Genomic DNA, 12,957 nt, shown 5'->3' on the forward strand with positions numbered 1-12,957 from the left:
GAAATACGTGCCAACTAAAGGATTCCCATGACAACGCCCCTCGCCGCCAAGATCGCTCGTGAATATGGCACGCCCTGCGCCGTCATCGACATGGACAAGGTCGAGCGCAACATCGCGCGGATCCAGAAGGCCTGCGACGACGCGGGCGTTGCCAACCGTCCACACATCAAGACGCACAAGAATCCGACGCTGGCAAAGATGCAGGTCGCGGCCGGCGCGAAAGGCATCACCTGCCAGAAGCTCGGCGAGGCCGAGATCATGGCCAATGCCGGCATCGACAACATTCTGATCAGCTACAATCTGCTTGGCGAGGAGAAGATGGCGCGCCTGGGGGCGCTGCAAACCAAGGCCAACATGACGGTGGCAGCCGACAACTCCACCGTGATTGCGGGATTGCCCAAGGCGGCCGCGGCCTCTGGCCGGCCGCTGTCGGTCGTCGTCGAATGCGACACGGGGCGCAAGCGCGCGGGCGTCGAGACACCGGCCGAGGCGATTGCGCTGGCGCGCGAGATCGCCGCCTCCAGGGGACTGCAATTTGCCGGCTTCATGCTCTATCCGACTGTGTATAAGAGACAGACCTATATCTACAACGACCGCATGCAGGTGGCGGCCGGCTCCGCCACCTGGGACGACTGCGCGCTCCAAATTTACTCCACCGTCGTCAGCCGCGCCGCGCCCGAGCGCGGCATCCTCGATGCCGGCTCGAAGACGTTGACCACGGATACCGGCGGGCTCGACGGCCATGGCCTGATCCTGGAGCACCCCGAAGCCAAGATCGCGCGCTTCGCCGAGGAGCATGGTTTTCTCGATCTCTCCCGCAGCAATACGCGGCCGAATGTCGGCGATGTCGTCCGCATCGTGCCCAATCATGTTTGCGTCGTCGTCAACATGATGGACGAGGTCGTGATGGTGCGCGGCGACGAGATCATTGGAACGCTGCCAGTGGCTGCGCGCGGGAAGCTTAGGTAGGCGCCCCCGGGGGGATTCAGCCGTAGGGTGGGCAAAGGCGCGCAGCGCAGTGCCCACCATCTCTCAAAGATTGCGACAGAAGAGGTGGGCACGCTCCGCTTTGACCACCTACGATTTCGAGAGCCACTTCAACACGCCCCGCCCCGCGGCAACGCCGGTCGCGAACGACGCCTGCAAGAGATAGCCCCCCGTGGGCGCTTCCCAATCCAGCATCTCACCGGCGGCGAAGACGCCTGGCAATTTGCGGATCATGAAGTCCGCATTGAGTTCGTCGAACGAAATGCCCCCGGCGCTGGAGATCGCACGTGCGATTGCGGCCACGCCGATGAGCCTGACCGGCACGGCATTGATCAAGTCGGCGAGCCGCTCGGGCGGCTGTGATGAGAGCGATAGGCCCTCCTTGATCGCTGCCTCTTGCAGCAGGCCAACGGCAACCGGCGAGAGCTGAGCAGCTTTGCGCAGGAAGTTGGAGACCGACTGTTTGCCGCGCGGAGCGGAGAGCCGGTTGGCGAGCTGGCCTCGATCGAGATCTGGCCGCAGTGCGACGTGCAGAACCGCCTCGCCTTTACCCGCAATCGTCTCGCGCAATTCGGCCGACAGCGCATAGATCGCGCCGCCTTCGATGCCGGTACGGGTGATGATCGCCTCGCCGCGCACCGCGTGTCCGCCGAAGACGAGGGCAATGCCTTTCAGCGGCTGGCCTTCGAAGCGCGTCCGGAACACCTCGGACCAGGCGACATCGAAGCCGCAATTCGCAGGCCGTAACGGTGAAATCGTCACACCCTTCCCGGCAAGCGTACTTGCCCAGCCGCCGTCAGAGCCGAGGCGCGGCCAGCTTGCGCCGCCCAGTGCGAGCACGGTGGCGTCGGCCCCGATGGCGGAGGGGCCCTTCGGCGCCAGAAACAACAGCGGCCCCCCATCATCCCATCCGGTCCAGCGGTGGCGAAACGCAAACCGAACGCCGCCGGCGTCGAGCCGGCGTAACCAGGCCCGCAGCAGGGGCGAGGCCTTGAACGCCCTCGGAAACACACGCCCGCTGGTGCCGACGAAGGTCGGCTCACCCAGCGCCTCGCACCATTCACGCAACGCGTCCGGCGGAAACGCGTCGATTGCGGCTTGCAGCTTCCGTGCCGCCTCGCGGTAGCGTGCGATGAACTGCGGCAGCGGCTCGCTATGCGTGAGGTTGAGCCCGCCGCGGCCGGCCATCAGGAATTTGCGCCCCGCAGAGGGCATGGCGTCATAGACGGTGACGGCAGCGCCGCCCGCTGCCAACACCTCCGCCGCCATCAGCCCGGCGGGACCGGCGCCGATGACAGCGACGTTGGTCAGAGTTTTACCCCCGCGCGCGCGGCCGCCTGTGCGACGTACTTCTGCGTCTGCTCGAATGCGCCTTGCAGCGCCTTGGCCTTCGACATGTCGCTGATCTCTGCAAAACGCGCGGCGATCGCGTCCGGCGTCCAATCCGACTGCGCCAGGTTGATCCCTTCGCTCTCGACGATCCTGATCACCGCGAAGGAGCCCGCGCCGGCGCCCATGATGGTGCGGGTCGGGGCGTCCTCGCTGAGCATGTATTCGACTGCCGGCGTGATCGCCTCCGGTCTCATCAGTTGCAACGCCTGCGGCGGCAGCAGCTCTTCGGTCATGCGGGTGGCGGCCGTCGGCGAGATGATGTTGACGCGGATGTCGGTCTTGCGGCCCTCTTCGGCCAGTACGTTCATCAGGCCGACCATGCCGGATTTCGCCGCGCCGTAATTGGCCTGCCCGAAATTGCCATAGAGTCCGGACGACGACGTCGTCAGCACGATGCGGCCGTAGTTGCGGTCGCGCATGCCGGCCCACACCGCTTTGCAGCAGTAGAAGGTGCCGACGAGATGCACGTCGAGCACCTTCTGGAAGTCGGCCGCTTCCATCTTGCCGAACGACTTGTCGCGCAGGATGCCGGCGTTGGCGCAGAGCAGATCGACGCTGCCCCACTCCTTGGTGGCGCGCTCGACCATCGCAGTGACCTGCTCGAAATTGGAGACATCGGCGCCGTCGGCCATCGCGGTGCCGCCCGATTTACGGATCTCCTCGACGACGGCCTCGGCCGGCGACAGCGAGGCTCCGGTGCCGTCGCGCGCGCCGCCGAAATCGTTGACCACGACCTTGGCCCCGCGGCTCGCGAGCCCCAGAGCATGCGCCCGCCCCAGACCATTGCCCGCGCCGGTGACGATGGCGACGCGTCCGTCAAACCTGATTGCCATGGGAATGCTTCCTGGATGTTAGATCGTCATGACCGAGCTCGACCCGGCCATCCATCAGAATTGACAGGCCTTTGAGCAGCGATGGATTGCCGGGTCAAGCCCGGCGATGACGGGTACGTTCAGGCGAAATAGATCAACCCGAGCCATTCGGCGACCAGCGCCGGCTTGTCCTCGCCTTCGATCTCCACCGTGACATTGGTGCGAGACTGCAATTCCGTGGGCTTGCGGAGCTTGGCTTCGGCGAGCACGAACCGGCCGCGGACGCGCTTGCCCGAACGCACCGGCGAGATGAAGCGCAGCTTGTCGAAACCGTAGTTCACGCCCATCGTGGTGCCGATGATCGCCGGCATCACCTCGTAGGACATGATGGACAGCAGCGACATCGTCAGGAAGCCATGCGCGATCGTGGTGCCGAAAGCGGTCTCCTTCTTGGCGCGCTCGGGATCGACATGGATGAACTGGTGATCCTCGATCACATCGGCGTAGGTATCGATGCGCGGCTGGTCGATCAGGTGCCACGACGACACGCCAACCTCCTTGCCGACCAGGGCCTGATAGGCCTCCAGCGTGATCGGCGGCTTCTTCCAGACTTCGTTCATTCGCTTCAGGTCTCGCTTCTTGCTTTGGGCAGCTCAGGAAAATCCTCCTCGCGGAATTCCCGGCCGCGCAGCGGATCGCCGCGATCGTCGTCGCGTTCGAGCCTGCGTAGCTGCACGCGGCGGATTTTTCCAGAGATCGTCTTCGGCAGCTCGGTAACGATCTCGATGCGGCGGATGCGCTTGAATGGCGCAAGGCGCGCGTGCAGATGTTTGAAGATCGACAGCGCCGTTTCCGGCGAACGCTCGGCGCCCGAGGTCAGCAGCACGAAAGCCTTGGGGATGGCAAGCCGGATCGGATCCGGGCTCGGCACCACGGCAGCTTCAGCGACCAGCTCATGCTCGAGCAGCACGCTCTCGAGCTCGAACGGGCTGATACGGTAGTCGGAGGATTTGAAGACGTCGTCAGAGCGGCCGACGAAGGTGAGATAGCCCTCTTCGTCAGCGAACACCACGTCGCCGCTGCGATAGAGCTCGCCCTCGACGCCCGACAATTTGCCGTCGTCGCCCTGATAGCCCTGCATCAGCCCGGCGGGACGGCTGTCGCCGAGCACGAGCGTCACCTCGCCCTCCTTCGCGGGATTGCCGTCGGCATCGCTGATCTGCACGCGAAAGCCCGGCAGCGGCCGGCCCATCGAACCGATCTTGACCTTCTGGCCCGGCGAGTTGCCGGCAAGCGCCGTCGTCTCGGTCTGGCCGTAGCCATCGCGGATGGTGAGGCCCCAGGCGGCTCGCACCTGGTCGATGACTTCAGGATTGAGCGGCTCGCCGGCGCCGCAGGCTTCACGCAAGGACACCTTGAACGCGGCGAGGTTCTCCTGAATGAACAGCCGCCACACGGTCGGCGGCGCGCACAGCGTGGTGACGCCGCAGCGGCCGATGGTGGCGAGGAGACCTTTTGCGTCGAAGCGCGGCTGGTTGACCACGAAGACAGTGGCGCCGGCATTCCACGGCGCGAAGAAGCAGCTCCAGGCGTGCTTGGCCCAGCCGGGCGAGGAGATGTTGAGGTGGACGTCGCCGGGCTGCAGGCCCAGCCAGTACATCGTGGAGAGATGACCGACGGGATAGCTGCGCTGGCTGTGCCGCACGAGCTTTGGCTTTGCCGTGGTGCCCGAGGTGAAATAGAGCAGCATTGGATCGTCGGCGTTGGTCGGCCCGTCGGATGCAAAGCTCTCCGAGGCCTTCGCCGCCTCGTCATAGGAGAGCCAATCATCGGCAGCCCCGACGACGATGCGCACGAGCCCGTCCGCACCGAGGCCAGCAAACTTCGCGACCTGATCCTGCGCCGCGACCACCGCCTTCGCCTTGCCGCGATCGAGACGATCGCGCAGCTCATCCGCTGTGAGCAGCGTCGTGGCTGGAATCACGACGACGCCAAGTTTCATCGCCGCAAGCATGGTCTCCCAGAGTGGAACGACGTTGCCAAGCAACAGCAGGAGATGATCGCCGCGCTTCAGGCCCTGCGCGCGCAGGAAGTTGGCAACCTGGTTGGAGCGGCGCGACAGCGCGGCAAAGGACAGCTTGGTCTGCCGATCCTGCGCGGCATCGACGATCCAGAGCGCGGGCCGATCCCTGCTTTCATCGTTCACCGCCAGCTCGGCATCGAACCAGTCGAGCGCCCAGTTGAAGGGAACCGGATCGGGCCAGCGGAAGCCTTTGACCGCGGCAATGTGATCCGTGCGGTGCTCTAGCAGAAACGCGCGCGCTTCCTGAAATGTCGTCATGATCCGAGTCCGTCGAATTGACCTTCGAGCGTAGCTCGGATGGAGCAAAGCGCAACGCGAGGCCGGCTACGCGATTCGAAGAAGCCGTCCCGGATTTCGCTTCGCTCCATCCGGGCTACGAGCAAAGCCTCGCTATTGTCCAGCGAGGCTGCGAACGTGCTTGATAATTCCGGAAAAATCCACCCCGCCGTGACCGGCTGCGTCGAAAGACTGATAGATCTCCTGCGCATGCTTGCCGAGCGGGGTTGCGGCGCCCGCGGCCTTCGCGGCGTCCTGGGCCAGGGTCAGGTCTTTCACCATCAGCGCCGAGGCGAAACCAGGCTTGTAGTCGTTGTTGGCGGGCGAGGTCGGCACCGGTCCCGGCACCGGGCAATAGGTCGTCAGCGACCAGCACTGTCCCGACGAGGTCGAGGCCACATCGAACAGCGCCTGGTGTGAGAGGCCAAGCTTCTCGGCGAGTGCAAAGGCCTCGCTCACGGCGATCATGGAAATGCCGAGGATCATGTTGTTGCAGATCTTTGCCGCTTGGCCGGCGCCGGCGCCGCCGCAATGGACGATCTTCTTGCCCATCTTCTCGAGCACAGGTCTTGCCGCCGCGAAGGCCTTCTCGTCGCCGCCGCACATGAAGGTAAGCGTCGCACCCTTCGCGCCACCGGTGCCGCCGGAAACCGGCGCATCGACCGAGAGCACGCCCTGCTTGCCGGCAAGCGCATGTGCCTGCCGCGCACTCTCAACGTCGATCGTCGAGCTGTCGATGATCAGTACGCCCTTGCTCATCGCCGGCACAATGTCGTTCCAGACCGCCAGGACATGCTTGCCGGCCGGCAGCATGGTGACGACGACATCGGCACCCTTCACGGCACCGGCTGCGCTCTCAGCGATGCTGGCGCCGTCGGCCTTGGCCTGGTTGCGCGAGGCCTCGACGAGATCGAACGCGACCACCTTGTGGCCGGCCTTGACCAGGTTGGCCGCCATCGGGCCGCCCATGTTGCCGAGACCGATGAATGCGATCGTGGCCATCTTCGTTTCCTCCACTTGAAAGCCGTTGTTAATTGAATTTCAGTTCGTCGGTGCCGATCTCGGCGAAGTACGGCGCGACCATGTCAGGCGTGACATTCTCAATCCGCGGCGGTGACCATTTTGGATTGCGGTCCTTGTCGATCACAGCGGCACGCACGCCCTCGCGGAAATCATCGCTGCGGAACACTTCGAGCGCGGCCCGGTATTCGCGGACGAGGCATTCTTCCAACGTCGACACCTTGCGCGCTAGCCGCAACAGCTTCAGCGTCACCACCATGCCGCGCGGCGATTTCTCGCCGAGTGTCGCGAGCGTGGACCGCGCGAAATCCGAGCCGTCGCCCTTGAGTGCAGCGACGACGTCTTCCATGCGATCGAAGGCGAACAGTGCATCAATCGTCGCCTGCTTTGCGGCTACGGGCCCTGCGGTCTCGTCGGTTGCAAAGTTGCCAATGAGCTTGCTCACCTCAGCCGCGGTTACGCCCGGACGAGCCTTCGTGAGCGCCTCGCGCAGCTCCGGCAGCTTCGCGGCGGGCACGACAGCATCGGCAAACTTCGCGTAGACCGCATCCGGCCCGTTCATGGTCTGGCCGGTCAGGCCGAAAAACGTGCCAATCTCACCCGGCGCGTGCGACAACAGGTAGGTGCCGCCGACATCGGGGAAGAAGCCGAGGCCGACCTCGGGCATCGCCAGCTTGGTGCGATCGGTGACGACGCGATGGCTCGCATGCGCGGAGAGGCCGACACCGCCGCCCATCACGATGCCGTCCATGAAGGCGACGTACGGCTTTGAAAACTTCTTGATCCGTGCGTTGAGGATGTACTCCTCGCGCCACAGGATTTTTCCGAGATCGCCATCGACCTTCGAACTCTCCCAGAGCGCGCGGATGTCTCCGCCGGCGCATAGGCCGCGCTCGCCGGCGCCCTCCAGCAGAATCACGCCGACGGCCGGATCGGACTCGAAACGGTCCAGCGCCTTGTCGATGTCGCGAAACATCTCCAACGTCACCGCGTTGATCGCCTTGGGACGGTTGAGCCGGATCACGCCAGCCGAACCTTCGACACGCGCGATCAGATCGCCCTCTTCCACCGCAACCGTCATCGCGCACCCTCGATCAGCTTGCGCGCCACGATCAGCCGCATGATCTCGTTGGTGCCTTCGAGGATCTGGTGCACGCGCAAATCGCGCACGATCTTCTCGATGCCGTATTCGCTGAGGTAACCGTAGCCGCCGTGAAGCTGGAGCGCATGGTTGGCGACCTCGAAACCGACATCCGTGCCGAACCGCTTTGCCATGGCGCAGAGCATGGTGGCATCAGGGTCTTTCCGGTCGAGCGCCGCCGCAGCACGCCACAGGAGCGTGCGGGCGGCCTCGAGCTCGATAGCCATGTCGGCAAGGCGGAATTGCAGCGCCTGAAATTCGTCGAGACGTTTTCCAAACGCCTTGCGTTCCTTCATGTAGGCGCGCGCCTTGTCGAGTGCGGCCTGCGCGCCACCGAGCGAGCACGCCGTGATGTTGAGGCGGCCGCCGTCGAGGCCGGCCATCGCGATCTTGAAGCCGATGCCCTCCTCGCCCAGCCGGTTCTCCACGGGCACCCGCGCGTTCTCGAACGTCACGGCGCGGGTCGGCTGCGCGTTCCAGCCCATCTTGCGCTCGTTGGCGCCAAAGGAGACGCCCGGCGTCTTGCCGTCGATGACCAGCGTCGAAATGCCGCCCGGACCGTCGCCGCCGGTCCGCACCATCGCAACGAGCACGTCGGTGCCGCCGGCGCCCGAGATGAACTGCTTTTGGCCATTGAGAACGTAGTGATCGCCGTCGCGCTCCGCGCGGGTGCGGAGCGCCGCCGCATCGGAGCCTGCGCCCGGCTCGGTCAGGCAGTAGCTTGCGATCAGCTCCATGGTGCAGAGCTTTGGCAGCCACCTCTGGCGCTGGGTGTCGCTGCCGAAGGCATCGATCATCCAGGACGCCATGTTGTGGATGGAGATGAACGCCGAAGTAGTCGGACAGCCCGTCGCGAGCGCCTCGAAGATCAGCGCCGCATCGAACCGTGTCATGGCGGAGCCGCCGACGTCGTCGCGGATGTAGATGCCGCCCATGCCTAGCTTTGCGGCCTCGCGCATCACGTCGACGGGGAAATGCTTCTCCTCGTCCCAGCGCAGCGCATGCGGCGCGATCTGCTCCGCCGCAAACGCCAACGCCATGTCGCGAACCGCGACCTGATCCTCGTTCAGAGCGAACTGCATCTCAATGCCCCCGCCGGCTAGGGTCACCTCTCCCCTCCGGGGAGAGGTCGATTTGCGCAGCAAATCGGGTGAGGGGGTGCTGCTCCAACGAGAGACCGTAACCCCTCACCCGGCGCTTCGCGCCGACCTCTCCCAAAGGGAGAGGTGATTTCCCGATGCCGCCGGAGCTCACGCCAGTCGCACTACTTCATCAGCGGGATCGAGAACTCCGCGCCCTCCTTGACGCCGGACGGCCAGCGCGAGGTCACCGTCTTGGTCTTGGTGTAGAAGCGGATCGAATCCGGGCCGTGCTGGTTGAGATCGCCAAAGCCCGATTTCTTCCAGCCGCCAAAGGTGTAATAGGCGATCGGCACCGGAATCGGCACGTTGATGCCGACCATGCCGACGTTCACCTTGGCCGCGAAGTCACGCGCGGCATCGCCGTCACGGGTGAAGATCGCAACGCCGTTGCCGTAGTCATGATCCGACGGCAGGGCAAGCGCCTCGTTATAGTCGTGCGCGCGCACCACCGAGAGCACGGGGCCAAAAATCTCTTCCTTGTAGATCCGCATGTCCTTGGTGACGTTGTCGAACAGCGAGCCGCCGAGATAAAAACCCTTCTCGTAGCCCTGCATCTTGAAGCCGCGGCCGTCGACCGCAAGCGTCGCGCCTTCCTTGATGCCGATGTCGATGTAGCTCTTCACCTTCTCGACAGCCTCGCGCGTCACCAGCGGACCGTAATCGGCTGACGGATCGATCGAGGTGCCGATCTTGAGCGACTCGACCCGCGGGATCAGCTTCTCCATCAGACGGTCGGCAGTGGTCTTGCCGACGGGAACGGCTACCGAGACAGCCATGCAACGCTCGCCGGCGGAGCCGTAGCCGGCACCGATCAACGCATCAACCGTTTGGTCCATGTCGGCATCGGGCATCACGATGGCGTGATTCTTGGCGCCGCCAAAGCACTGGCAGCGCTTGCCGGTCTGGGCTGCGCGCTCGTAGATATATTGCGCGATAGGCGTCGAGCCGACGAAGCCGATCGCCTTGATATCGGGATCGTCGAGGATCGCATCGACCGCTTCCTTGTCGCCGTTGACGACGTTGAGGATACCGGCCGGCAGCCCCGCTTCCATCATCAACTCGGCGAGCCGCATCGGCACGCCGGGATCGCGCTCGGAGGGCTTGAGGATAAACGCGTTGCCGCAGGCGATCGCGGGCGCGAATTTCCACATCGGGATCATCGCCGGGAAGTTGAATGGCGTGATGCCGGCGACGACGCCGAGCGGCTGGCGCAGCGAGTAAATGTCGATCCCGGGCCCGGCGCCTTCGGTGTATTCACCCTTCATCAGGTGCGGAATGCCGCAGGCGAACTCGGCGACCTCGAGGCCGCGCTGGATGTCGCCCTTGGCGTCGGGCACGGTCTTGCCGTGCTCGCGCGCCAGAAGCTCGGCGAGCTTGTCGTAATCGCGCTGCACCAGTTCAACGAATTTCATCATCACGCGGGCACGACGCTGCGGATTGGTCGCGGCCCATTCCGGCTGCGCAGCGCGGGCATTCTCGACGGCTGCACGGACTTCCGCTTTCGACGCCAGCGCCACCCTGGCCTGGACGTCACCGGTCATCGGCTCGAAGACGTCCGCGGTGCGGCCCGAGGTGCCCTTGACCTCCTTGCCACCGATGAAATGTCCGATTGCGCGCATGGAAATATCTCCCTGAGACCGAGCCTGATCGCTTTGACAAATCCTATTGACCTGCATTTTATAGGATTCAAGTCTGAGATAATGCACCATAGATGTGCGAAAATGCTGGATCAAGGCGCGATCGATTGGGACGACTTCCGCTTCGTGCTGGCCATCGTACGGGGCGGCTCGGTGTCGGCTGCGGCAAAACAGCTCGGCGTGGATCATGCGACCGTGATCCGTCGGGTCGACCGGCTGGAGAAGCATCTCTCGGCAAAACTGTTCGACCGGCGGAAGACGGGCTACCTGCTCACCGAGGCCGGCCAGCGCGTCGCCGACAGCGCGGAGGCGATGGAATCGACCATCGTCGCCAACCAGGAGCAGGTCGGCGGATCGCTGGCGCGGCTGACCGGTACCGTGCGGATCGGCGCGCCCGACGGGTTCGGCACCGCCTTCCTCGCGCCGCGGCTCGCGCCGTTCGCGGACCGGTATCCCGATCTCGATCTGCAACTTGTGGCTACGGCTCGGCTTTTCAGCCTCTCCAAGCGCGAGGCCGACATCGCGATCAGCCTGACCATGCCGAAGGAAGGCCGCATCGTCGGCCGCAAGCTGCTCGACTACCGCCTCGGGCTCTATGCCGCCCCCGCCTATCTCGATCGCTTCCCGGAGATCACCTCGCGCGAAGCTCTGCTACAGCATCGCTTCGTCGGCTACATCGAAGAGCTGCTGTTCACGGCGGAGCTCGATTATCTGCCGCAGGTGTCGCCGAAGATTTCGGCACGTTTCCGCAGCGCCAATCTGATCGCGCAGCTCAACGCCACGCTTGCAGGTTTCGGCATCGCCGTGCTGCCGCATTTCATGGCGGCCGATTATCCGCAGCTCAGGCCGGTGCTGCCTGCGGAGATCTCGATCACCCGCACCTTCTGGATGCTGATGCATGCCGACAGCAAGGACCTCGCGCGGATCCGCGCGGTCGCCGATTACATCTGTGAGATCGTGGAGCGCGAGCGGGCGCTGTTTGCGGGACGGTGAATTGGGGATCTCGTAGGGTAGGCAAAGCGACTTGTCCGCCGTAGCTCGAAGAGCGAAGGCGGAAGCGTGCCCACCTCATTTCTCGCCGGGGGGACAGAAGCTGTGGGCACGGCGCTGACGCGCCTTTGCCCACCGGCATCCCGCCTAGTTCTGCTTCGGCTTCCTGGCCGCCGGTTCACGACGCGCGTTGTCGAGCGCGGTATCCTTGCCGACCTTCAGCACCTCGTCGGACAGCTCGCTCGAGCCGGCAATCCGCGCCAGCAGCATGGTGCCGGCCATCGTCGCAAGCGTCGCGATCGCCTGCTTGCGCGCGGCCCTTCGAGGCACGCCGGTGACGTGATCGGCCAGCATTTCGATCATCTCGTCGAGCTTGCCGGCAAAGGCTTTGCGTGTCTTCGGGCTCTCGCGGGCGATCTCGGCGCCGAGGGCTGGGATCGAGCAGCCATGGCCGGGATCATCGCGGTGCAGCGCGGAGAGATAGCTCTCCGCGATCAGCGGCAGCCGCTTCTCGGGAGCGACCTCGCCGGTCATCTTGCGCCAGTGGTCCATCGAGCGATCCATGGCATAGGCAAAGGCCTCGATCACCAGCGCCTCGCGGGAATCGAAATGCGCATAGAATCCGCCATGGGTCAGGCCCGCCTCCTTCATGAGGTCGGCGACGCCGATGCCGTGGGCCCCCTTCTCGCGCAGCCGCACGGAGGCCTTCCTCACGATGCGGTCGTGGGTTTCCTGCTTGTGTTCCCTGGAATAGCGCATGCTGGTCTCATTGGATGTCGGAAATCATCTAATAACACGCCACTTGCGAAAATGGAGCATTAATTCGCTGTCAGGTTATTGCCGATCATTGCAAAGGTCGCGGTTGCGTGCACCGCAAGGTCGCCCTTGCCATTGCGGACGAAGCCTTCGGTGTAGCTGGTCTGACGTCCGAGCTTGATCACCCTGCCTTCCGCCGAGATCAGTCCCGAGCGTACCGAGAGCGGGCGCAGGAATGTCAGCTTCAGATCGAGGGTGACCGAGCCCTGGCCGGCTTCCAGCCTGGTCGTGATCGCGCAACCCATGGCGGTATCGAGCAGCGCGGCGGCGGTGGCCCCATGCAAAAGCCCGATGGTGTTTTCGAGGTCTTCCCGCGGCTCCAGTTCCATGACGATCCGGCCCGGCTCGACCACCGTCATGATGAAGCCGATCAGCATCGCGAGCGGCGGACCGGGCAGCCGGCCGTCGCGGATCCCCTCCATGACTTCGATCCCGGATAATCCCATCGCAGCCTTGGCGACCGGCCTCGGCGCCTGCCAGCCCACCACCCGCTCGCGCCGCAGCGCAGGCGAAAACAGCTCGAACGTATCGGACGCACTCACGACCGCCTCTTTTATATGACATACATCATACTATAGGGCGGATTTCGTCCTTGGCAACTCGATCTCGCCAGCGCTTGACAAGCCCTGCGTTCGGACCGGAAGTGACGCTGACCCGTGCG

At 64.6% G+C, this 12,957-nt stretch carries 12 protein-coding genes; 2 read left to right on the forward strand and 10 right to left on the reverse strand.

Translation table 11 applies throughout. The features are described 5' to 3' along the window. The first annotated feature begins 27 nt into the window (after positions 1-27). Positions 28-969: an alanine racemase gene (locus SO180_RS29105; protein WP_449382267.1), complete on the forward strand. Its 942-nt coding sequence runs from the start codon at positions 28-30 to the stop codon at positions 967-969. A gap of 108 nt (positions 970-1,077) precedes the next feature. Here the strand turns inward: SO180_RS29105 and SO180_RS29110 are convergent, their stop codons facing one another. From SO180_RS29110 to SO180_RS29145, 8 genes are all read right to left on the reverse strand, one after another. Next, entirely contained in the window at positions 1,078-2,298 is a 1,221-nt protein-coding gene (locus SO180_RS29110) for a BaiN/RdsA family NAD(P)/FAD-dependent oxidoreductase (RefSeq protein ID WP_449382295.1), read from the reverse strand. Next, entirely contained in the window at positions 2,295-3,212 is a 918-nt protein-coding gene (locus SO180_RS29115; RefSeq protein ID WP_449382268.1) for an SDR family NAD(P)-dependent oxidoreductase, read from the reverse strand. Before SO180_RS29115 ends, SO180_RS29110 begins: the two co-directional genes overlap by 4 nt. 119 nt (positions 3,213-3,331) lie before the next feature. After that, complete coding sequence (locus SO180_RS29120; RefSeq protein ID WP_449382269.1) at positions 3,332-3,811, reverse strand: MaoC family dehydratase; 480 nt, start codon at positions 3,809-3,811, stop codon at positions 3,332-3,334. Positions 3,812-3,816: 5 nt separating this feature from the next. After that, on the reverse strand, positions 3,817-5,532 hold the full coding sequence (locus SO180_RS29125) for an AMP-binding protein (RefSeq protein ID WP_449382270.1): 1,716 nt from the start codon (positions 5,530-5,532) through the stop codon (positions 3,817-3,819). Positions 5,533-5,664: 132 nt separating this feature from the next. After that, positions 5,665-6,567 carry a 3-hydroxyisobutyrate dehydrogenase gene (gene mmsB, locus SO180_RS29130; protein ID WP_449382271.1) on the reverse strand — a complete coding sequence of 301 codons (903 nt, stop codon included), beginning with the start codon at positions 6,565-6,567 and terminating at the stop codon, positions 5,665-5,667. Positions 6,568-6,580: 13 nt separating this feature from the next. Then, positions 6,581-7,651 (reverse strand): enoyl-CoA hydratase/isomerase family protein, encoded by a 1,071-nt coding sequence (locus SO180_RS29135; protein ID WP_449382272.1) that lies wholly within the window; start codon positions 7,649-7,651, stop codon positions 6,581-6,583. Continuing rightward, positions 7,648-8,793: an isobutyryl-CoA dehydrogenase gene (locus tag SO180_RS29140; RefSeq protein ID WP_449382296.1), complete on the reverse strand. Its 1,146-nt coding sequence runs from the start codon at positions 8,791-8,793 to the stop codon at positions 7,648-7,650. The genes SO180_RS29135 and SO180_RS29140 overlap by 4 nt, the downstream gene beginning before the upstream one ends. Positions 8,794-8,975: 182 nt before the next feature. Beyond that, positions 8,976-10,472, reverse strand: coding sequence for a CoA-acylating methylmalonate-semialdehyde dehydrogenase (locus tag SO180_RS29145; protein ID WP_449382273.1), 1,497 nt, complete (start codon positions 10,470-10,472; stop codon positions 8,976-8,978). Positions 10,473-10,574: 102 nt separating this feature from the next. On the opposite strand from SO180_RS29145, the gene SO180_RS29150 reads away from it, so the two are divergent. Next, the gene (locus SO180_RS29150) at positions 10,575-11,483 is read left to right on the forward strand and encodes a LysR family transcriptional regulator (RefSeq protein WP_449382274.1); all 909 of its coding nucleotides are present in this window, start codon (positions 10,575-10,577) and stop codon (positions 11,481-11,483) included. A 144-nt stretch (positions 11,484-11,627) separates the two neighbouring features. Here SO180_RS29150 and SO180_RS29155 read toward each other — a convergent pair whose 3' ends face one another. Next, positions 11,628-12,239 (reverse strand): TetR/AcrR family transcriptional regulator, encoded by a 612-nt coding sequence (locus SO180_RS29155; RefSeq protein WP_449382275.1) that lies wholly within the window; start codon positions 12,237-12,239, stop codon positions 11,628-11,630. 59 nt (positions 12,240-12,298) lie between these two features. Next, a complete protein-coding gene (locus SO180_RS29160; RefSeq protein WP_449382276.1) occupies positions 12,299-12,838 on the reverse strand; it encodes a PaaI family thioesterase in 540 nt (179 codons plus the stop codon). Between the last annotated feature and the right edge of the window lie 119 nt (positions 12,839-12,957).

It is taken from the genome of Bradyrhizobium sp. UFLA05-112 (genome assembly GCF_053572325.1).